Origin of the sequence: Intestinibacter sp., assembly GCF_034113885.1 — a bacterium.
In the GTDB taxonomy this organism is placed as follows: domain Bacteria; phylum Bacillota; class Clostridia; order Peptostreptococcales; family Peptostreptococcaceae; genus Intestinibacter.
In genome coordinates this window covers 1-22,517 of record NZ_JAXEWM010000169.1, presented here as the reverse complement: position 1 = coordinate 22,517, position 22,517 = coordinate 1, and the positions used below count along the sequence as shown (strand labels likewise).

24 protein-coding genes and 1 riboswitch are annotated in these 22,517 nt (G+C 31.9%); of the genes, 9 read left to right on the top strand and 15 right to left on the bottom strand.

Annotated elements, in window-relative coordinates; translation table 11 throughout:
- The 4 genes from SPD90_RS10810 to SPD90_RS10795 form a co-directional block, all read right to left on the bottom strand.
- Positions 1-682 (bottom strand): class I SAM-dependent DNA methyltransferase (locus SPD90_RS10810; protein WP_320925227.1); only part of this gene is annotated, 682 nt, incomplete at its 3' end.
- Positions 669-938, bottom strand: coding sequence for a small, acid-soluble spore protein, alpha/beta type (locus SPD90_RS10805; RefSeq protein ID WP_320925226.1), 270 nt, complete (start codon positions 936-938; stop codon positions 669-671). The genes SPD90_RS10810 and SPD90_RS10805, both read right to left, overlap by 14 nt.
- Positions 939-1,092: 154 nt before the next feature.
- Positions 1,093-2,706 carry a gamma-glutamyltransferase gene (gene ggt / locus SPD90_RS10800; RefSeq protein WP_320624324.1) on the bottom strand — a complete coding sequence of 538 codons (1,614 nt, stop codon included), beginning with the start codon at positions 2,704-2,706 and terminating at the stop codon, positions 1,093-1,095.
- 93 nt (positions 2,707-2,799) lie between these two features.
- Positions 2,800-3,240, bottom strand: coding sequence for a hypothetical protein (locus tag SPD90_RS10795; RefSeq protein WP_320624325.1), 441 nt, complete (start codon positions 3,238-3,240; stop codon positions 2,800-2,802).
- Between the two features lie 158 nt (positions 3,241-3,398).
- Here SPD90_RS10795 and SPD90_RS10790 point away from each other — a divergent pair, with 158 nt between their 5' ends.
- Entirely contained in the window at positions 3,399-4,283 is an 885-nt protein-coding gene (locus tag SPD90_RS10790; protein ID WP_320925225.1) for a LysR family transcriptional regulator, read from the top strand.
- A 60-nt stretch (positions 4,284-4,343) separates the two neighbouring features.
- Here SPD90_RS10790 and SPD90_RS10785 read toward each other — a convergent pair whose 3' ends face one another.
- From SPD90_RS10785 to SPD90_RS10760, 6 genes are all read right to left on the bottom strand, one after another.
- Positions 4,344-5,993 (bottom strand): YARHG domain-containing protein, encoded by a 1,650-nt coding sequence (locus SPD90_RS10785; RefSeq protein WP_320925224.1) that lies wholly within the window; start codon positions 5,991-5,993, stop codon positions 4,344-4,346.
- A 21-nt stretch (positions 5,994-6,014) separates the two neighbouring features.
- A complete protein-coding gene (locus SPD90_RS10780; RefSeq protein ID WP_320925223.1) occupies positions 6,015-6,872 on the bottom strand; it encodes an N-acetylmuramoyl-L-alanine amidase in 858 nt (285 codons plus the stop codon).
- A gap of 457 nt (positions 6,873-7,329) precedes the next feature.
- On the bottom strand, positions 7,330-8,328 hold the full coding sequence (locus tag SPD90_RS10775) for a GGGtGRT protein (RefSeq protein ID WP_320624232.1): 999 nt from the start codon (positions 8,326-8,328) through the stop codon (positions 7,330-7,332).
- Between the two features lie 18 nt (positions 8,329-8,346).
- Positions 8,347-9,039: an iron-sulfur cluster assembly scaffold protein gene (locus tag SPD90_RS10770; RefSeq protein ID WP_320624231.1), complete on the bottom strand. Its 693-nt coding sequence runs from the start codon at positions 9,037-9,039 to the stop codon at positions 8,347-8,349.
- A 445-nt stretch (positions 9,040-9,484) separates the two neighbouring features.
- Positions 9,485-10,603 (bottom strand): amidohydrolase, encoded by a 1,119-nt coding sequence (locus SPD90_RS10765; RefSeq protein WP_320925222.1) that lies wholly within the window; start codon positions 10,601-10,603, stop codon positions 9,485-9,487.
- Positions 10,604-10,804: 201 nt separating this feature from the next.
- Entirely contained in the window at positions 10,805-12,013 is a 1,209-nt protein-coding gene (locus SPD90_RS10760; protein ID WP_290685494.1) for an L-serine ammonia-lyase, iron-sulfur-dependent, subunit alpha, read from the bottom strand.
- A gap of 393 nt (positions 12,014-12,406) precedes the next feature.
- Positions 12,407-12,575: riboswitch (Lysine riboswitch) on the top strand.
- Between the two features lie 173 nt (positions 12,576-12,748).
- Here SPD90_RS10760 and SPD90_RS10755 point away from each other — a divergent pair.
- From SPD90_RS10755 to dapD, 4 genes are all read left to right on the top strand, one after another.
- On the top strand, positions 12,749-13,753 hold the full coding sequence (locus SPD90_RS10755; protein ID WP_320624229.1) for an aspartate-semialdehyde dehydrogenase: 1,005 nt from the start codon (positions 12,749-12,751) through the stop codon (positions 13,751-13,753).
- A gap of 91 nt (positions 13,754-13,844) precedes the next feature.
- Entirely contained in the window at positions 13,845-14,732 is an 888-nt protein-coding gene (gene dapA, locus SPD90_RS10750; RefSeq protein ID WP_320925221.1) for a 4-hydroxy-tetrahydrodipicolinate synthase, read from the top strand.
- Between the two features lie 86 nt (positions 14,733-14,818).
- Positions 14,819-15,565 carry a 4-hydroxy-tetrahydrodipicolinate reductase gene (dapB, locus tag SPD90_RS10745; protein ID WP_320925220.1) on the top strand — a complete coding sequence of 249 codons (747 nt, stop codon included), beginning with the start codon at positions 14,819-14,821 and terminating at the stop codon, positions 15,563-15,565.
- A 90-nt stretch (positions 15,566-15,655) separates the two neighbouring features.
- Positions 15,656-16,363, top strand: coding sequence for a 2,3,4,5-tetrahydropyridine-2,6-dicarboxylate N-acetyltransferase (gene dapD / locus SPD90_RS10740; protein ID WP_320626484.1), 708 nt, complete (start codon positions 15,656-15,658; stop codon positions 16,361-16,363).
- A 71-nt stretch (positions 16,364-16,434) separates the two neighbouring features.
- Here the strand turns inward: dapD and SPD90_RS10735 are convergent, their stop codons facing one another.
- Positions 16,435-16,563, bottom strand: coding sequence for a hypothetical protein (locus SPD90_RS10735; protein ID WP_320626483.1), 129 nt, complete (start codon positions 16,561-16,563; stop codon positions 16,435-16,437).
- A 213-nt stretch (positions 16,564-16,776) separates the two neighbouring features.
- Here SPD90_RS10735 and SPD90_RS10730 point away from each other — a divergent pair, with 213 nt between their 5' ends.
- From SPD90_RS10730 to SPD90_RS10715, 4 genes are all read left to right on the top strand, one after another.
- Positions 16,777-17,238, top strand: coding sequence for an RNA polymerase sigma factor (locus SPD90_RS10730; RefSeq protein WP_320925219.1), 462 nt, complete (start codon positions 16,777-16,779; stop codon positions 17,236-17,238).
- Positions 17,239-17,504: 266 nt separating this feature from the next.
- Entirely contained in the window at positions 17,505-17,966 is a 462-nt protein-coding gene (locus SPD90_RS10725) for a hypothetical protein (RefSeq protein WP_320925218.1), read from the top strand.
- Entirely contained in the window at positions 17,942-18,637 is a 696-nt protein-coding gene (locus SPD90_RS10720; protein WP_320925217.1) for an ABC transporter ATP-binding protein, read from the top strand. Before SPD90_RS10725 ends, SPD90_RS10720 begins: the two co-directional genes overlap by 25 nt.
- Positions 18,638-18,639: 2 nt before the next feature.
- On the top strand, positions 18,640-19,854 hold the full coding sequence (locus SPD90_RS10715; RefSeq protein WP_320925216.1) for an ABC transporter permease: 1,215 nt from the start codon (positions 18,640-18,642) through the stop codon (positions 19,852-19,854).
- An 80-nt stretch (positions 19,855-19,934) separates the two neighbouring features.
- On the opposite strand, the gene SPD90_RS10710 is transcribed toward SPD90_RS10715, so the two are convergent.
- From SPD90_RS10710 to SPD90_RS10695, 4 genes are all read right to left on the bottom strand, one after another.
- A complete protein-coding gene (locus tag SPD90_RS10710) occupies positions 19,935-20,519 on the bottom strand; it encodes a hypothetical protein (RefSeq protein ID WP_320925215.1) in 585 nt (194 codons plus the stop codon).
- Between the two features lie 128 nt (positions 20,520-20,647).
- Positions 20,648-21,160 (bottom strand): hypothetical protein, encoded by a 513-nt coding sequence (locus tag SPD90_RS10705; protein WP_320925214.1) that lies wholly within the window; start codon positions 21,158-21,160, stop codon positions 20,648-20,650.
- A 147-nt stretch (positions 21,161-21,307) separates the two neighbouring features.
- Positions 21,308-21,547: a hypothetical protein gene (locus SPD90_RS10700; RefSeq protein WP_331680564.1), complete on the bottom strand. Its 240-nt coding sequence runs from the start codon at positions 21,545-21,547 to the stop codon at positions 21,308-21,310.
- A gap of 118 nt (positions 21,548-21,665) precedes the next feature.
- Positions 21,666-22,367: an HAD family hydrolase gene (locus tag SPD90_RS10695; protein WP_320925213.1), complete on the bottom strand. Its 702-nt coding sequence runs from the start codon at positions 22,365-22,367 to the stop codon at positions 21,666-21,668.
- Positions 22,368-22,517 lie beyond the last annotated feature (150 nt).

Here is a 22,517-nt window from a genome sequence, read left to right as displayed (position 1 = left end):
CGTAAACCTTAACATCAGAAAATCCAGCTTCTTCAAGCATATCAATTATCTCATCTTCAGTATAAGCTCTTTGCAAATGCACCTCTTCATGCTTATCGTATTTACCATTTTCGTCAGCCACAAAGAAAGTAAGCTCCATTTCAACTAAATTTTGCTCATCATCGAAATAGTTTTGCCACATATAAGATATATTTTCTCGATTTTCTCCATACATATTATCTCCTAATACTGTAGATAACTTGTAAAATGAGCTAATATCAAAAATAAATATACCTTCTTCCTTTAGTAATTCGTGAGTTTTAGAAAATATATTTATTAAATCTTCATCGTAAGTTATATAATTAAATCCATCACATGCACATAAAACACAGTCTAAATTAGTCACATCAAAATCAAGCTCTGATATATCCTGTTCTAATAAAACTAATTCTATGTTTTCCTTTTCTGCCTTGCTTCTAGCTACGTTTAACATCTCATCTGAAATATCTATTCCTGCTATATCGTAGTTCTTTTTAGCTAGTGGTATTGTTATATTACCAGTTCCACAGGCTAATTCCAAGATATTTTTAACTTTTGTATTTTCTTTTTCGATTATTTTTTCTATATAATCTACCCAACCTTCATAATCAACATCGTCCATCAATTCATCATAGACGAACGCAAAATCTCTATACTGATCCATCCTCTGTTTCATTCCCCTTATTTTCTTTTTTCATTTTTTTCTTGCGCGCTGTAAGTATACCGCCAATTCTGCCGGCTTCCTTTGCAGTCAATCCTGCCCAGCCCTTTTCGCTTACCTTATCGATTAATCCTAATTCTGATGCTATTTCATATTTCATTATATCATTGTCTGTCAATGGTTTATCTTTCTTGCTGTTATTTTTTCTATTTTTTTCACATTTATATATAAATTCTTTAGTTAATTCTTTCTTATCCATAAAAATACCCCTTTCATATTCAAAAGTTAAACACCATTTATATTTAAATTATTTCCAAATTAATCTATTCTATACACTCATTTACAAAATAATTTTATGGATAAGAAAATACTCCCTTCATAGCAATAAATTACTATAAAAGGAGTATATTTTTCTACCAAGCAGCCACAAATCCATCTGTTCTAGGTTCACTAGCTCCAACTAGAGTTCCATGTTCGTCTCTCATTATAATTTGTCCTCGTCCCATACTTGTAGACTCTGGTAAAACTGTTATCTCGTGTCCTCTTCGTACCAATTCTTCTGTAACGGCAAATGGGAATGCTCTTTCAACTTGAATTTTCTTGCCTCCTACCCATTGCCATCTAGGTGCATCTAGAGCTTCCTGTGGATTCATGCCAAAGTCTATAGTATTCATCATAACTTGAAGATGTCCTTGTGGTTGCATAAATCCTCCCATTACTCCAAATGGTCCTATTGGTTTTCCATCTTTAGTTAAAAATCCTGGGATTATTGTGTGATATGGTTTCTTATTTGGACCTATGCAGTTTTCGCTATTTTCATCTAAGTTAAAGTTATTTCCTCTGTTGTGTAATGCAATTCCTGTGCCTGGAACTACTATGCCAGATCCAAATCCACAGTAATTACTTTGTATGTAGCTGACCATATTCCCTTCTCCATCTGCTGTACAAAGGTATATAGTTCCTCCACAAGATGGATCCCCGTATTCTGGCATTATTGCATCATGTCCTATTAATTCTCTTCTCTTTTTAGCGTATTCTTTAGAAAGCAACTCTTCCTTTGTAACCTTCATATATCTAGGGTCTGATACATATCTTTGCCCATCGACAAATGCTAGCTTCATAGCTTCTATTTGTCTGTGTACAGTTTCTGCATCATCGTGAGTTTTTACATCTAATCCATCCATTATGTTAAGAGCCATAAGCGCCACTATTCCATGACCATTAGGTGGTATTTCATTAATTTCGTAACCCTTGTAACTTGTACTTATAGGTTCAACCCACTCTGCTTTAAATTTAGCTAAATCCTCTTTTCTTATGAGACCTCCTGTATTTCTTGAATACTCATCTATTTTATCTGCCAAAGCTCCTCTATAAAAAGATTCACCTTTAGTTTCTGCAATCTCTCTAAGTGTCTTTGCATGGTCTTTTAATGTCCAAATTTCACCTGCTGAAGGTGTTCTTCCATTATCAGAAAAAACTCGCTTCCACTCATCAAATAAAGGATCTTGTGTATCTTTAAAATTATCATCATAAGCCTCTTGCCACAATCTAGATATTACAGGTGATACAGGATATCCATTTTCTGCATACTCAATCGCAGGCTCAAATAATTCCTCAAACTCTAATTTTCCAAATCTCTTAGATAATTCCACCCATCCAGAAACTGCTCCTGGAACTGTAACAGGAATCCATCCATGAACTGGCATTTCACTATAACCTTTAGCTTTTATATCTTTAGCATTTGCAAGCTCTGGAGCATGTCCACTCGCATTTAAACCGTATAATTTATCCTTCATCCAAATTAATGCAAAACAATCCCCGCCTATTCCATTTGAAGTAGGCTCTAAAACTGTCATACAAATAGCTGTAGCAATCGCCGCATCTACTGCATTTCCGCCTTTTTTGATAATATCAAGGCCTGCTTGTGCCGCAAGTGGTTGTGATGTAGACACCATTCCTCGTCTTCCATATACTAAGCTTCTTCTTGATGGATAGCTGTATTTCAAAGCATCAAATTCAAAACTCATTCCATTTTCCTCCTAATAACTATTTTCGAATCTCAAAGAAATATTTTCCATATAATTTATTATATATATAAACATAATTAAAATCTTTATTTTCTACCAAAAAATATGGATTACACTAATCGCAATCCATACCGTTTTAGCAATCAAAATCAACGCTATACCTATTGTACTAACTGTCCCTAAAGAAGTTCCCAAAAGAAAAGCAACTATGCAGGTTATTATAAAAGCATAAACTACAAAATAATTCAAATTTATATACTTCAAAGCGTAATATATTATCGACGGAACTGTCCCAGATGCCATCCACACGCTAGTTATCATCCCAATTAAAACAAATATTTCTAAAACAATAAAAGATTGTTTCCCCTCATCGAAAGCCATCTTCATCAAATCCTTTATCGCAAATCCTCTCTTGCACGAAATATATACAAAAATACAAAATCCAAGTAGCAATGGATATCCTACAAATATACCTTTAAAAACGCAGAATAATAATGAAATAAATGTAATACACAAACCAACAACTATATCCATATCAAAACCTCCTCCATAAAAATTCAAATATTTTACTATTTATCTAATTTTTATGTTATCATTTAAATTAATATCATTTAAACAGATTATAACTATATATATAATCGATTTTGCCGATATATAAATTGCAAAAATCTATATTTAGGGAGGGGAATTCAATGGAATTAAAACAATTAAAAACATTCGTAGTTGTAGCCGAAACTCTGAGTTTTAGCAAAACAGCTGATTTATTAAATTTCGCCCAATCGAGCATATCAGAGCAAATAAAATTACTAGAAAACGACCTAAATTGCAAATTATTCGAAAGACTTGGAAGAAAAATATTTCTAACTAATGAAGGCGAAAAATTACTATCATATGCAGAAAAAATACTAAATTTATGCGAGGAAGCAAGACACGATTTATCTGGCTCTCCTGCACCATCTGGAACACTTAATATAGCAATGGCAGAAACTCTTTGCGTATATAAGCTGCCTGAATTCTTCAAAAAATACTGTAATTCTTATCCAGAAGTCGAGCTAGAATTAAAAATCGGAAATTGCGAGAATTTCCCAGATATGATAAGAAAAAACAAAATAGATATTGCATTTACCCTGGGAAACAACGTATCTTATTCAGATATAATTTCAAAAACCTTATATCGTGAACCACTAGTCTTAATATGCAGTAATTCCGATGATTTAAGCAAAGAACGCAAAATGAATTTATCAAAATTAAGCGAAAAAAAATTAATACTAACTCATAGAGAATGTAGCTATAGAATAGATTTTGAAAATTACCTATCAGATATAGGAGTATCTCCCAAATCCATACTATCACTTGAAAGCATTGAAGCTATCAAACAATACGCTATAAGCGGATTTGGTGTCTCATTTTTACCACGTATAGCAGTAAAAAAAGAAATAGAAAATAGACAATTAGTAGAAATAAATTATGATGGTCCAGAATTTTTTACATATGCACAGGTAATATATCACAAAGACAAATGGATATCTCCTGCACTAAATGCTCTATTAAATATGTCACTTGAACAAATTAAATAAGTTATACCGAAAAAATGCTACAACAGATAATTACTCTCTGCTGTAGCATTTACTTATACCCTATTGTAAATTTTCATATTCTAAAATCAAATAAGCATTTGCTCTTTCATACTTATTAAGCATTCTCTCATCGTCAAAATCATCTGGATCTATACTTCCTCTATACCAAGAGCATCCATTGAAGTAATTTTGCAATTCTTGGTCATCAAATCTACGTCCATTTCTAGCGTATATCTCATTACGAGCAAGTCTAAGCTCTTTATCTGATAATTTTTCTAAGTCAGAAATAGTTAAATATCTGCTGTCACTATCTGCAAATATATATCCATCTTGATTGTATTTTGCTGATCCATTTTTAGCCTCTAGAAGCTCTTCTGGTGTATAAGAATATGTGTTGCGAGTCATCATTTTTTCTGACATATATCTTATGTATAGATTTCTGATTACACTTTCTTTAGATTTTTCGCTTGTTGTGTACTCTAGCAAATATTGAGATTTTTGTTCTTTAAATATGCTGTCGTAAACACCTGCCATGTAGCTTGCATCTGTGATATTTTTGTAGAAGCCTCCAGTAGAATTAGCTATGTCACTCAATATTGGTGTATTAAGCGAACTACCTATACCGATTATGTATATAGGAACTTTATATCTTTGAGCTAAATCTTTTACAGCTTGGTAAGAAACTCTACTCACATTATCTTGTCCATCTGTGAACGCTATAATACATTTTGCACCATCAGTAGATACGATTTGATTTACAGATGCATATAATGCATCGTATAGAGATGTCATATTCCCCATTTGAAGGTTGTTTATCTTGTTTATTAATTGTGATTTATTATCTGTAAAGTAAAGATTTCTAGTTACATTATCAGCGAAACTCAAAAGTCCTGCCTTATCGCCTACATTAAATTGAATTTGATTTACTAGACTGACCATCGCTTGCTTTGATATAGACATATTAGTTCCTTGAGAAGTTCCTATATTCATACTGTCGCTGACATCAGCAACTATGTCTATAGTTAAATTCTCCTCTTGATCTAATTGGACTGCTTTTTCTATTTTTGTTTCTTTGAAGCCTGATGATTCCATATTTTCACTTAGATAAAAATCTTCGTACTCAAGGTTATCTATACTTTCTCCTGTAGTCAAATCCTTTATGCTGACATATAGCTTTACAGTAGGATATTCAGATACATCCACTTGAGACACCTCTAGACTGTAGTTACTTGATTGACCTAGTGCATCTAAAAATGCTTCGTATTTTTGATATACGCCTTCTGCATCTTTATATCTCTCTTCTGATGTAGCTTTTTCTATTTCGCTTTTATAATTTTCAATAGTCGATTTTTCTGCTTCAAGTAAGTTTACCTGTTTTTCCTTTTGATCCATTTCATTTTGTCTCTTATCTAAGTAACTTATGCTATAGCTTTTACTTGCTTCAAGCAGTGAATTCAATGATTCTATCGCTTTATCACATTTAGATGAATTTTTAGAATCTATATTGCTCTTTAAATCTGACATATATTTGTTATAAGAATCTTGATTTTTATCACTTAATATAATTTGTTTAAATTTCTCTTCGTATTCATTGTAAGCATCTTCGTACTTACTCATTGAACTACACCCAACTAGAGCAATGATTAAAGTAGTTAAAATACATATTAAAAAAATCGATTTTGTTGTTTTTTTATTACATCTATGTTTCATATATTCCTCCAATAAATCTAGTTATTTTCCATCAAAATAAGTTTGTGTAGCTTCAGCAACTGCTTTCATCATTTTTTCTTGATAAGATTTTTCCGCCATTTTTTCGTCCTCTTCTGGATTAGACATAAATCCCATTTCAACTAACACTGCTGGAACCTCTGACCAGTTAAATCCAGTCAAATCGCTTCTTTCATAAATATTGTTTACCTTAAATCCAGCCTCCTTCATATCAGAAAATATTATTTTAGCACATTTATTGCTCTCCTCATAAATCTTTGCCGTATATTTTCCATTGCTCGCTGGAATATGAAGTGATGCCCCATTTACAGACGAATCCTCAGAACCATCGGCATGAATTCTAATAACTAAATCTGCATTGTTTTCATTCGCAAAAATCGCCCTCTCTGAATTAGTAATATTCACATCATTAGTCTCCCTAGTCATGATAACCTTAAAGCCCATATCCTCTAAATACTGCTTCAAAATCTTAGACGCCTGTAAATTCAACTCGTATTCTGGAATATTAGTAGAAACTCCCTGTGTTCCCCAAGACACCTTGAATTTAGTCTCTGATGAACCCGGACCAACAGGCTCCTCACTCATATCCCCTTTAGTTTGGTGACCTGGATCTATACAGATTATGTACTGTTGATTTTTATTTTTTTGCTTTTCTTCTTCCGTTGTTTCACCTTCTTTTTTATTTTTATCCTGTTGTGATTTGTCTTGATTAGCCTTTTCTGAAGATTTATCAGAATCCTGTTGAGATGTGTCACTTGTTGTAGATGTATTTTCTGAGCTAGATACATTAGATTTGTTACATCCAAAGCTCACAAGCGAGATAATTAGTAAAACCAATAGTAAATATGTTTTTTTCCTCATTTTACACTCCTTATTTTTATAAAATTTTCCCCTGTTAAATATAATTATAAGTGCTAAAAATGATTAAATCAATTTTATTTGATAGGCTTATTTAAAATGAATAATACCTCTGTAGCTATATATAATAAATTCATTTACAGAATTATACACTTGAATATAAATACTAGAATCGAGTATAATAATATATATAGATAAAAAAGAACTACAATTCTATTTGCACTAGAGTAGTAGCTTCTTTTATGAAATGAAACTATTTGTTTAGACTACTCTTATTCGCCTTTGAGTGGTCTTTTACTTTTTTATGTATGTATTTAATAGTACAACATATTCCAGTTGCAACTATTCCAGCCAAAACATTCAGTAAAAATTTGTATTAAAAAAGCTCACGTCCTTGATTACAAAATCCATAACGTGAGCTCATTTTTATTTATATTTAAATCTAAACTCTAAAATATTCCTATTTCATAGCTTCTTCAACTGCAACTGCAACAGCAACTGTAGCACCAACCATTGGGTTGTTACCCATTCCTATAAGACCCATCATTTCAACGTGAGCTGGAACTGATGAAGAACCTGCGAATTGTGCATCTGAGTGCATTCTTCCCATAGTATCTGTCATACCGTAAGAAGCTGGTCCTGCTGCCATGTTATCTGGATGAAGTGTTCTACCAGTACCACCACCAGAAGCAACTGAGAAGTATTTTTTACCTTGTTCGATACATTCTTTTTTGTATGTACCTGCAACTGGATGTTGGAATCTAGTTGGGTTAGTTGAGTTTCCTGTTATAGAAACGTCTACACCTTCCATATGCATTATAGCAACACCTTCTCTAACATCGTCGCATCCGTAGCATCTAACTTTAGCTCTGTCTCCGTTTGAGAATGGAGTTTCTTTTACTATTGTTAATTCACTTGTGAAGTAATCAAATTTAGTTTGAACATAAGTGAATCCGTTTATTCTAGATATTATGTAAGCTGCGTCTTTTCCAAGACCATTTAATATAACTCTTAAAGGTTGTTTTCTTACTTTGTTAGCTTTTTCAGCTATTTTTATAGCACCTTCTGCAGCAGCGAAAGATTCGTGTCCTGCTAAGAATGCGAAACATTGAGTATCTTCTTCTAATAACATTGAACCTAAGTTACCATGTCCTAAACCAACTTTTCTGTTGTCAGCAACTGATCCTGGTATACAGAAAGCTTGTAACCCTTCACCTATTGCTGTAGCTGCATCTGCTGCTCTTGTGCATCCTTTTTTGATTGCTATAGCTGCACCTAATATATAAGCCCAACATGCATTTTCAAATGCTATAGCTTGAGTTTCTTTTACTATTTCATATGGATCAAAACCTTTTGATTGACATAATTCTCTACATTCTTCTAATGATTTAAATCCGTATTTTTCTAATACTACTTCTATTTGAGCGATTCTTCTTTCGTAACTTTCAAATAACGCCATTATTTCATCCCCCTTCTATTATTCATGTCTTGGATTTACAAATTTAACGCCATCTGCAAATCTTCCGTATGATGATTTAGCTTTGTCTAAAGCTTCATTAGCATCCATACCACCGCTGATCATTTCCATCATTTTGCCAAGGTGAACGAATTCATAACCTATTATTTCACTATTTTCATCTAATGCTAATCTAGTAACATAACCTTCTGCCATTTCTAAGTATCTTGGTCCTTTAGCTAAAGTTCCGTACATAGTCCCAACTTGAGATCTTAAACCTTTACCTAAATCTTCAAGACCTGCTCCTATTGGAAGTCCTCCTTCAGAGAAAGCAGTTTGACTTCTTCCGTAAACTATTTGTAAGAAGATTTCTCTCATAGCTGTGTTTATAGCATCACAAACTAAGTCAGTATTTAATGCTTCTAATATAGTTTTTCCTGGAAGTATTTCAGATGCCATTGCAGCTGAGTGAGTCATTCCTGAACATCCTATAGTTTCTACTAATGCTTCTTGTATTATTCCGTCCTTAACATTTAAAGTTAATTTACATCCTCCTTGTTGAGGTGCACACCATCCTATACCGTGAGTTAAACCTGATATGTCGCTGATTTGTTTAGCTTGTACCCATTTTCCTTCTTCTGGAATTGGAGCTGGACCATGGTTAGGTCCCTTAGTTATAGGGCACATATTATTTACTTCTGCTGAATATATCATAAAATAATTCCCTCCTTAAAATATCTTCGTCTCTTCTATTATAATTAAATTTCTATTTTTTTCAAATACTTATTTTTGTAGCCCAAATCTTCTAAAAAAGGTTATATTACATACTATTCGATTAATTAGTGTATAATATAAAGGTGTGTCCAAGATTTTTCGACAAATTAGTCTATTCTATTGAGGTGTATTGATATATTTTTATTTTTGTGAAAAACGTATGCCCGACATTTATTAATGCACTACATATCTGTATTATTGTCAATATAAAAAAAATTTTTTTTCAAAATTTTTTTTATTAATTTTCAATTTTTTTATGAGAAATGACTTTTATTTCAATATTTGCAATGGCGGTGAGAAGTACTAAGTTATAAAATTTAAATTTTACCAACCGATTTTTAAATTAAATCTCAATCAAAAAATCAGTTGGTAACTTAAAATTCTCCTATTCTACAGATCCCTTAAACTTAAGCATCTTCACATAAGTCTTAATAGCATCTAACATAATATCCTCATTAAAATCAAACTTCAAGCTATGAAGCCCATTCACATATCCCTTTTCTTCATTGCGAGCACCTTGCATGAAGAATAATCCTGGAACTTCTCTTTGGTAATAAGAAAAATCCTCTGATATCATAAGAGGCTCAGTTTTAACGAATTTTTCCTTGCCAACTGCTTCAACAAATTCATTATATAGATTTTCATCGTTATTTACAGCATAAAATCCATCTTCAATATGTACATTGACCTTGCAATTATATGCAACTTCAAACCCCTTAGCTAATTCCAATAATCTCTTTTTCATTGTATCGTAAATATCAGGATTAAAGCATCTCATAGTTCCTTCTAATCTGACATTTTCTGCGATTATATTTCTAACAGAGCCTGCTGTCATCTTACCAAAAGTGATTACTGCACCCTCCATTGGATTTAAGTTTCTAGATACTATACTTTGAACTGCTGACACAAAGCTAGCTCCTATCATTATTCCATCTACTGTATTTTGTGGGATGGCACCATGTCCACCTTTTCCTATGATATCTACGTCTATTTCACCGTTTTGAGCCATTAAATATCCCGCCTTACATCCTATATATCCTTCTGGAAAATCTGGGTGAATATGAAGTCCATAAACCTCATCAACGTTGTATTTTTTAAATACACCAGCCTTCATAAGACGTTCTGCTCCACCAGTATCTTCTTCTGCTGGTTGGAACACAAATACTATGTTGTCATTTAAACAATCCTTGTTATCGTTTATATATTCTAAAAATCCCAATAATATACTCATATGTCCATCATGACCACATAGATGTTGTGGTCCATCATCAGTTGGAAGCGCATCTATGTCAGATCTAAATGCTATAGTTTTTTTAGAATTTTTCCCATTGATAATCCCTACTGTAGCTGTTTCTAGTGGTGTTTCGTATTCTATTCCCAATTTATCTAAATAATCTCTTATGTACTTTGCTGTTTTAAATTCCTCATGTGAAAGCTCAGCTATTTTATGTAAATTAGTTCTATGTTGTTTTACAATTTGATCTATATATGCTATATCTTTCATCGATTTTTCCTCCTAAATATAAATATTTTAATTATTTTTCTAAATTTTTAATAATTTTATTATATATGTTTTGTCTAGATTGTCCAATTTTTTTGTAAATAAAACTTGCTCATAAGCATAAAAAAAGCCGCTACAAATACGACATAACGTAAATATAACAGCTTTTATTTATTTCGATATTAATTTTTTATTAGTAGATTATTAATCGTCAAATTCTCCACTTTCTTCGTATAATAAAGCGATTCCACCTTTTGCAGTTTCTTTGTATTTTTCCATCATATCTCTACCAGTTTCATCCATTATTTTGACGATTTGGTCGAATTTAATATGGTGAATTCCATCTGATAGTAATGCATAGTTAGCTGCATCTAAAGCTCTTTGAGCTCCCATTGCATTTCTTTCTATACAAGGTATTTGAACATATCCATAAGCTGGGTCACATGTCATACCTAGGTGATGTTCTAGACCTATTTCTGCTGCGTATTCTATTTTTCTAAGTGGTCCACCTTTGATGAATGCAGCTGCTGCAGCTGCCATAGCACAAGCAACACCTACTTCACCTTGACATCCTACTTCTGCTCCTGATACAGAAGCATTTTGTTTTACTACAACACCCATTAATCCTGCTACTGCAAGACCTTCTTCTATAGCTTCATCATCGAATCCATAGTAGTCTTGTAATGTAAATAATACAGCTGGTAAAACACCTGCAGATCCACATGTTGGAGCTGTTACTATTTCAAAGCCAGATGCATTTTGTTCAGAAACAGCTAAAGCATATGCATATAACATTGAAGTAAGCTGTTTGCTTACTTTGTATTGTCTATAGAAGTTTCTAGCCTTTCTAGCTAATTTTAATTTTCCTGGAATAACTTCTGTAGCTTTTAATCCATCTTCTAGAGATTGTCTCATTGTCAATCTTATATCTCTAAGATAATCCATTATATCATCGTCATCATATTCTTTAACATAATCAACGAAATTTTTGTGATTTGCTCTACACCATTCGATTATATCTTCTAGATTATCATGTGGGTATACACTTTCAGATGATTGTCCTCTCTTACCTTCTTCAGCTAGAGATCCTCCACCTATTGAGAACACAGTCCATTCATCTGTTATATTTTTGTCTGCATCTAAGGCTTCAAATTTCATTCCATTAGTATGGAATTCTTTTACTACTTCTGGTTCCCAAACTACTTCTACCTCTTTAGGTGCAAGAGTTTTTATTATTATAAAGTCAGTTAAGTGACCTTTTCCTGTAGCTGCTAAACTTCCATATAAGTGTACTCTAAAGCTAGCTGCATCAGGGTTTTTAGAATTAAATATTTTTGCTGCTCTTTGTGGTCCCATAGTGTGGGAGCTGGATGGCCCTGGACCCATTTTGTAAAGTTCTTTTAATGATTCCATAAATCATTCCTCCTAATAAAAAATCAAATTTATGTTATAATTCAATAATTTTAAAAAGACTCTTTATATTTTTAATAGTAATTTATATCAAGTATTTTTCACAATAATATAAATTATTATTTTATATAAAGCAATCTATATATATAATTATACTTTTTTATTTTAATAAATTATATAGTTTTTATGAATTTCTACAATTTAACTTTTTTTATATATTTTTTTAATTAAATTCCTCAATATATTTATTATTTTAAACTATAAAAACGTTTTTTACTATACCTTTCATTAATTTTTAAATTTTTAAATTTTTTGTAATATTTTGGTTGATTTTTCCACTCATTTGTAATAACATTAATTCATAACAACTTATTAAAAATCAACGAAAAATTAACTAACCTAAGTAGAGGCGCAATGATTATCAGTAAGTAATGGGAGCTGGCAAGTGTTAATCGTTACTGAAAGGATGATTTGCCGAAGTTTATATCTTGGCAGAGATATATGCTGGGGTCATGCAGAATATGCATGGGACTGTCACTTATCTAAGTGGGGGGCTACAGGTTTACTTTGATTTATGTTAGCAACGTACAAAGTATTCCTTTGTACGTTTTTTAATCTAAAAAATCTATTTTTTACTGTATCCTTAATACAATATATAACCTCCCCTTATTTATATTCTCTATTTTAGGTAGTTATAATTGAATACGAAATACTATAAATTACACGAGGTGATATAAAATGAAAAAAGTTAACGTAGCCGTAGTAGGAGCTACAGGTATGGTAGGTAGAACTTTCTTAAAAGTTCTTGAAGAAAGACAATTTCCAATAGAAAATATTTATTTTTTCTCTTCAAAAAAATCAGCAGGTTCAACAATCACTTTTGCTGGTAAGGATTACATAGTTGAAGAATTAACTGAAACTGCATTTGATGGAAAAGATATCCAAATAGCATTATTCTCTGCTGGTGGAGCTACTAGTGCAAAATTTGCTCCAATAGCTGCTTCTAAAGGAATAACAGTAGTAGATAACTCAGCTCAATGGAGAATGGATCCAGATGTACCACTTGTAGTACCTGAAGTAAATCCAGAAGCTGTAAAAGAAGTTAAAAAAGGTATAATAGCTAACCCTAACTGTTCTACAATACAAGCTATGGTTCCACTTAAACCACTATATGATAAATACGGCTTAAAGAGAATAGTTTACTCTACTTATCAAGCTGTTTCTGGTTCAGGAGTTAAAGGTGTTAAGGATCTAGAAGATGGAGTTGCTGGAAAACCAAATCAATTCTATCCTCATCAAATAGCATTTAACTGCTTACCACATATAGATGTATTTATGGATAATGGATATACTAAAGAAGAAATGAAAATGGTAAATGAAACTAAAAAAATATTCAACGATGATAGCATAAAAGTTACTGCTACAACAGTAAGAGTTCCAGTTAGAGGTGCTCATAGTGAATCTATAAACGTTGAATTCAACAAACCATTTGAACTTGATGATATATTTGAAGCAATGAAAAATACTGAAGGTGTTGTTTTAGTTGACAACCCAGCTAAAGACGAATACCCACTTGCTATAGATGCTGAAGGTCATGATGAAGTTTATGTTGGTAGAATAAGAAGAGACTTCAGTGTTGATAACGGAATCAACTTATGGGTAGTTGCTGATAATATAAGAAAAGGAGCTGCTACAAACGCAGTACAAATAGCTGAATTATTAGTAAAATACGATTTAGTTTAATATACAAAATAAAATTTATTTAGACAACTTAATTTAAAATTTAGAATAAAAAATAATTATTAAGAATATATAAGAAAAAGGGGAGATATATATGATATTTACAGGTTCTGCAGTTGCATTAGTTACACCATTTAATGAAGATAACACACCAAATTTTGAAAAAATAAAAGAATTAGTTGAATACCACATAGCTAACGGAACAGACGCTATAGTTGCTACAGGTACTACAGGAGAAGCTAGTACTATGACAGACGAAGAACAACTAGACGTTATAAAATGTATCGTTGATGCAGTAAATAAAAGAATACCAGTTATAGCTGGTGCTAGTACAAATGATACTAGACATTCACTTAGCTTAGCTAAAGGTGCTCAAGATATGGGAGCTGATGCTTTATTAATAATCACTCCATATTACAACAAAGCTAATAGATCAGGTCTTAAAGCTCACTTTAAAGCTATAGCTGATGCTGTTGATCTACCAATAATTTTATACAACGTTCCAGGAAGAACAGGAGTTAACATAGCTCCAGATCTAGTTGCTGAATTAGCTAACGAATGTGAAAACATAGTTGCTATAAAAGAAGCTAGTGGAGATATAGCTCAAGTTGCTGAAGTTGCTAGATTAGTTCCAGATGATTTCGCTATATACTCTGGAAACGACGATTCAATAACTCCATTATTGTCATTAGGTGGTAAAGGTGTTATATCAGTTTTAGCTAATGTTTGTCCACAACAAACTCACGATTTAGTAGCTAAATTCATGGAAGGTGACGTTAAAGGATCTTGCAAAATACAATTAGACTTAAAAGCTCTTATAGATGCTTTATTTATAGAAGTAAATCCAGTTCCAGTTAAAACGGCTATGAACTTATTAGGATTTGAAGTAGGTCATTTAAGATTACCACTTGGAGAAATGAACCCTAAAAACTTAGAAGTATTAAAACAAGAATTAATAAATGCTGGGCTTGAAGTAAAATAGTAAATTAAAAGGTTAATTTAAACAGGGAAGAATTTCACGGAATTCTTCCTTGAAATAAATCAAACTTAAAATTAGGGGGTATAGTCTTGAAACTTATAATAAACGGATACAGCGGAACAATGGGTCAAGTACTTACAAAATGCGCATTAGCCGATGAAGAAATAGAACTTGTTGCCGGTGTTAGCCCACTACACCACGATGTTAACGGCCAATTCAGCACATATTCAACTTTTGCTGAAGTAAAAGAAGATGCCGATGTTGTTATAGATTTTTCTAATCCACTTGCTCTAGACGGTATATTAGAATATTGTTTAAATACAAAAACTCCTGTAGTTCTTGCTACTACTGGATACAATGACGAAGAAATGGCAAGAATACACGAAGCTGCTAAGCAAATTCCTATCTTCTTATCATTCAATATGTCACTTGGTGTAAATATTCTACTTAAATTAGTAAAAGAAGCTGCTAAAAATTTAGCTAACTTCGATATAGAAATAATAGAAAAACACCACAACAAAAAAGTAGATTCACCTAGTGGTACAGCTGTAATGATAGCAAATGCAGTAAAAGAAATCAGAGAACAATCTGAATTCATCTACGGAAGACATGGTCGTACAGGTAAGAGACAACAAAACGAAGTAGGTATACACGCAGTAAGAGGTGGAACTATAGTCGGTGAACACAGTGCAATATTTGCTGGAAACGACGAAATACTAGAAATAAACCACTCTGCCCGCTCTAAAAACGTATTTGCAGAAGGCGCTATAGCTGCTGCAAAATACTTAGTAAACCAAGATCCTGGTTTCTACAATATGGATGATATGTTAGGTTAATATATCTAATAAAAACACACTTCTGCTATTAATCTTAGAATTAATAGCAGTTTAATTTGAAAAAAATAAAAAATTTAAAGGAGATTGAAAATGTTAGATTTAAACGATGCTTATGCAATTGCGAAATTTATAAAAGATGCAGAAAAACAAACACCAGTTAAAATTTATGTTTCTACAACTGCTGAAATAGCTAAATCAGAAGACTTCAAGGTTTTCGGAAACAATGGTGAATACACTTTAATAGGAGACTACAAAACTATAATGGATGCTATAGCTCCTATCAAAGATCAAATAACTGATATGTACGTAGAAAACACAGCTAGAAACTCTGCTATACCAATGATAGACATGTTAGGTATAGACGCTAGAATCGAACCAGGTGCTATAATCAGAGACATGGTTACTATAGAAAAAAATGCCGTAGTAATGATGGGTGCTGTTATAAACATAGGTGCTATCATAGGTGAAGGAACTATGGTTGATATGAACGCTGTAGTTGGTGCTAGAGGAACATTAGGTAAAAATGTTCACTTAGGTGCTTGCTCAGTCGTTGCAGGTGTTCTTGAACCACCTTCAGCAACTCCAGTTATAGTAGAAGACGATGTTGTAATCGGAGCTAACTGTGTAATATTAGAAGGTGTAAGAATAGGTAAAGGCGCTGTTGTTGCTGCTGGATCTGTTGTTACAAAAGATGTTGAACCAGGTGCTGTTGTTGCTGGTTCTCCTGCTAAGGTAGTTAAGATGAAGGATGAAAAAACTGCTGGTAAGACTCAATTAATGGATGATTTAAGAGGATAATTGGTTGAATAATATATATGCAAAAAGAAGTAGCCATCAACGCTACTTCTTTTTTGTATTCTTTTTAATCTCTAATTATTTAAAGCCTCTTCTCTTAATTTTTTAACAATTTCTACATCTAATTCTAATTTTTCTGCTATAGTATCATCATCAAGCACATCTAATAAATACTCGATTAAATTGTTTATTGCTAATAACATTGTATGAAAATCTTCACCTAAAATTTCATAATTGTCAAATAGGTACTTTGATTCATTTGCAAGTTTTTCGGCTAAATCTCTAGCTATATAATACTTTTATTATAGGTTATAATCAGAAATAAGTATATTTAAAACTTGTAAAATTTTCATATTTTCATCGCACATTTCACACACCTAATTCGTTAAACATTATGAAGGGAGGTTTCAGAGTGAATGGATATTGAAGAACAATACGATAAAATATACCGCTATTGCTATTTCAAAATATACAACAAGCAATTAGCCGAAGATATTACGCAGGAAACTTTTCTTCGCTTTTTTAGGCAGAATTTAAATATCGACAATAGCAAAGAGTTAGCATACTTATATACTATCGCTAGGAACCTATGTGTCGATACATTTCGCAAAAAAACAGTTGAAAGTTTGGATAAAATTGAAGAAGAAGCTACCTACGATCCGTCAGACAAATGGGCTGATGACTTTGCTTTAAAGTCTATAATTGCCAAGCTTCCAAAGGACGAACAGGAACTATTATTACTTAGATATGCGAACGAGCTTCCTATTAATTCTATTTGCAAAATCACCGGACTTTCACGATTTGCCATACATCGCAGGCTATCAAAAGCTTTAAAATTGCTAAAAGAAGAATTAAAGAAGGGAGGTTTTCATGAATGAATAAAAAATTGAAAAATGATATTCAAAAAGTATTTGAGGCTCCTACACCAAATCATCAGGAAAAAGCTAGATTTTTAAGAACACTACCTAAACCTAAAATTAATATGTGGCAGTTTATCTTAACACAGGCTACTTTTTTAAGAAAGTCGACATTGCTTATTTCTTTGATGCTAATAATACCTGCTCTGTTAGGAACCTATTACATCGACTTAAATACTCTATGGGTTATATCGTCACTTATCCCGTTTCTCGCACTCTTAGCTGTTATGGAGAGCACAAGATCTGCTGTGTACGGTATGATTGAATTTGAAATGTCGACAAGATTTTCACTAAAAAGTGTCATGCTTGCGAGATTGAGTATTTTAGGTATGCTCGACTTTATAATTCTTTGCTGTGTTACACCGCTGTGCTGTATCAGTAGCGAAATTTCATTGTTTCAAACAGCGATATATCTGTTTGTTCCATACCTACTGACTGTAAACACAAACTTATGGATAACACGTCATTTTCAAGGCAAGGAATCGATTTATGCCTGCATGAGTGCTGCAATATTAATTAGCGGATTGAATGCAAGCTTACATTTTATCGCAAAATTCATATATCAATTCTCTTACTTTAACTGTTGGCTATTACTAGCAGTCATTTTAATCGCAGGAATGATAAATGAATTATCTCATACTATAAAACAAACGGAGGAATACAGATGGAACTTATCATTGATAGACTAACAAAACAATATAAAAACAAAATTGCAGTAGACAGAATTTCACTCAAATTACAAAAAGGTGTTTACGGTCTTTTGGGTGCTAATGGCGCAGGAAAAACTACCTTAATGCGTATGATCTGTAGTGTACTAAAGCCAACTAGTGGTACTATCACTTTCGATGGCTTGGATGTATCAACTGAAGAATATCGCTCAGAATTAGGCTATCTGCCACAAGACTTTGGATATTATCCCGAATTTACAGGAATGGATTTTCTTCTATATATGGCTGCATTAAAGGGCTTGGATAAATCTTATGCAAAACGCAAGGCTTGTAAATTACTAGGATTAGTATCTCTGCAGGATAAGGCGAACAAAAAAATCAAGACCTACTCTGGCGGTATGAAACAGCGACTTGGAATTGCACAGGCATTATTAAACGACCCGAAAATTTTAGTTTTAGACGAACCAACTGCTGGACTCGACCCAAAGGAAAGGGTAAAATTCAGAGACTTAATTGCAGAACTAGGTAAAGAAAACATTGTATTGCTCTCTACCCATATTATTTCAGATATTGAGCATATTGCAGATGTTGTTTTAATGATGAAGGACGGTCAAATTATTTACCAAGGTAAATGGGAGGACAATCGTGAAGATTTGGAAACATTTTATCTAGAACAATTTGAGGAGGAATAAGGATGAAGCAATTATTAAAATTTGAACTAAAAAAAATATTAAACAAAAAATCAAGTCTAATAGCTATGGCACTCGGATTGTTACTGATAATTGTATCTAATATAGCTTTAATTCATGGGGAATCTCTATATCTAGGTGAAAAAAATCATTTAGAAGGTGTTTCCGCTATTAAAAAACAAACAGAAATAGAAAATTCTCTAACCTCTGAATTAAGCGAGGAATTTCTCACAGGAGTTTTAAAGGACTATCAACTACAATCAAAAAACAATTCTGACGAAGATTATTTTTCTTTAATTGCTCCTAAGACAAATCTCTTCTCACTGATTGCTGCCAATTATACAGAGTGGAATGCGAACTGGGATTGGTCATATTTAAATAAAATAGATACACAAAATGGTATTGGCTTTTATGAAAGAAGAATTGAAAAAATATATAATCTTTTAAATTCCGAATATTCCTTTGGCAACTATACACAAACAGAAAAGAACTATTGGCTACAAAAGGCTAAATCCGTCAACACTCCATTTAAATGGGGCAGCAAAAATACATGGGATAAAATTTGGGATAGCATCGGTATTTTATTTTATCTGTTATTTGTAATTTGTATTTGTATAGCACCAGTATTTGCGGGAGAATACCAAAACCGCACAGATGCCTTGCTATTAGCCACAAAACACGGGAAAAATAAGCTTATTTCTGCAAAAATAATGGCTTCTTTTATATTTACTTTCATCTACGTTGCATTATGCAGCGCCGTAAGCATCGGAATTAATGTGTCTCTATTGGGTATTGATGGTTGGAATTTGCCGATACAATTATGGAATACTATTATTCCTTATCAGTACACAGCTATAGAAATTTGTGGTATAAATCTGTTAATTATTTTTCTAACCACCTTTTTACTTACTGCAATTTCACTATTACTTTCAAGTGCAAATGGAAACCCTATAATCGTTTTGGCTGTAGATGTAATTTTATTTTTCGGTACAATATTTATACCATTCTCTAAAACAAGCCGATTGTGGAATCGTATTTTATACTTGTTCCCTATATATTCAGTTAATTTAAAGGATGTTTTGAAAACATATAACAGCTATCAATTCGGCGATGTCGTAATTTCGTATTTAGGAATGATATTTATTGTGTATGTATTGATAACAGTAATTTGCATTTTCCTCACTAGTAAGAGTTTCAAGAAACACCAAGTCGGCAAGTAAAAAAATAATCTAATAAGATAGACTAAGTTGTTATACATTATCATAGTCTATCTTATTTAATTTTCTATATTATTTACATACTAATTATTTATCATACCATAACCTTGATTTCCAGTTAGCTGTAAATATGTCTCATAATTATCCCTTGCTAATTCCAAATACTCTTGAGCATTACTCTCAACGCTCATATACCCACCTGATGCGTTTATCATATTTATACAATTTTCATAATCATCTATCGCTAATTCTATGTATCCTACTGCATCGTATAAATATTCGTACATTTCATTGTACTCTTTTCCCCCGTACTGACTTTCCATATATTGCTTAGATTCAACACAAAATTGTTTCAAATCTTGATAATAAGGTACTTCCGCATTCAATACATCCTTTGCTGATTGCTGTGCTGCTTCTGAAGCATCTGTATGAGCTACTATTTCACTTTCTACAATATACTCTATATGCTCTAATTCAGATGTAAAATAGTTGTTGTAATACTCGTGTCTAATTTCTTCCTCTGTTTTTACTGGTGTCTGTTGTGTAGGAGTATTCGATTGATTATAAGTATTCACACTACTTTCTTCGTATATGTCAATACTAATTATCGAAAATATCACTACTAAACATGTTATAATTATTATTTTTTTCTTGCTTGGTTTTTGCATATTATTTTCCTCCTATCTTCATTTTATTTCTTATACAAGAATTTTATTGTTTTTGAAAATAGGTTGAAACATTGTACAAAACTTATTTTGATATAATCCATATATTCCGTAAAATTTAATTCTATTTATCACCTTTTATATCTATTTTCTCCTAACCAATATACTCTTGAAAATACCAATGCTCCGAAAAATAAAAATCCTGCTATCCTCAAAATATGTTTTTCTGTTTCAAAAGATATTTCATATTCTTTATATAAAAATCTATCAAATAAATATTCTGAAATTAAAATCATTATACAAAATAACCAATAATATGTAGATATACTATAATCCGTATTTTCATAAATGCAATTATTAAGTATTAAAGTTACTATCATTGATACGAAAGCAGAAACAACAAAATTAATAAGAACTTTATTACTATCAGCTGAAAAAAATCTCAATATATAAATATATAATATATCTAAAAATATAAACAATTCAAAAGCTGCTAAAGGCTGATTGTAATCATAATAATAATTATAAATAATATTGTAATAAAATTCATTTGGTTTAACAAAATACGCGATTACTGCAACTACTAAAAATATACTTAAAAAACAACCTATTGATTTTAAAAAAATCCTGTTAATATTACTCATAAAAATCACTCCATTTAATTAGGTTTTGCATTTATAAATTTTTCTTATTTAATATAATAATTTATTTTGATGTTTAATATTAGTATTAAAATCAAAAAGAGCTATTACATCTTAGATAATAGCCCTTAAAATATTAATTCAAATTTTCTATCTCTTTCTAACAACTATACGCTCAGCATACTTACCAAAGAAATGATATCCAGAACCACCTTCACTAATTATATCCAACAGCAATATAGGAACTAAAGCTCCAACTACGGCGCTGTTTTTAGCGGGATCTACTTCCAATTCGTCAAATGCATCGACACCTACTTTAATCTCATAGTCTTTCTCAGGCATTAAATCCCAGCACATAGAGCTAAGTGCATTTAAAGTCGCTATTCCCAATGTTCTTTTTAAAATATTGCCACTTTTTTTTGCAAAATAGTATATGTTTGCAAGAAATACATGATTTCCTTATAAAAAAAAGCACTGTATAGATTTACTCTATATAGTGCTTTTTTTATTAAATCAATCCCTTTATAATATCCAACAGCTCTTGATCACTATTAGCCTCGTAATCAGGACAATATTCACTTTCTGATGGTGCAGCAAATTTTCTTCTATTTATCCATATAGACTTCCAACCAGCTCGCTTAGCTCCTACAACATCATTTGCAAAAGTATCACCTACATAATATGTGTCTTTTGGATCTAAATCCATTTTTTCCTCTACATATTTAAATATATCTTTGTGTGGTTTTGGCAAAATAGAACCACCTGCTACAAATATATCATCCTCTTTAATCCATTTTTCTACGCCTAGATTTCTTACTTTTTTCATCTGATGATCTACTTCACCGTTTGTGATTATACCTACCTTTAAGCCATGTTCTTTTGCAAAATCTAAAACATCTCTAATTCCTTCTAATAATACGATCTTGTTTTGATTTGATAAATATTGTTGTTGAAATTCTAACGCTTGTTCTTCATCAATGTGCACTCCATAATCTCCAAGTGATCTTGTAATTCTTTGTATCTGTAAATCCCTAATTGTCATGCTTCCATGTTGTATTAGTTCAAATATTTCATCGCTGTACTTACGATATTTTTTGTGCAAATCCACTATAGGTATATCGTATTTATCCCCAAACATATTGTTATATGTATCTTCAAATGGTTTCATCAAATTGTACAAAGTATCATCTACGTCAAAAATTAAATTCATCCCGTTCCTCCCAAATATTCACGTAAATTTATCATTAAAAAAGCATAAAAACACAAAGTTTTGGCTTTTATTTTTATTAAATTTCTAAAATGTATTTTACAAGTTAAGGATTATACCCTTTATTAAAACATTTGTCAATATGCTCCAATA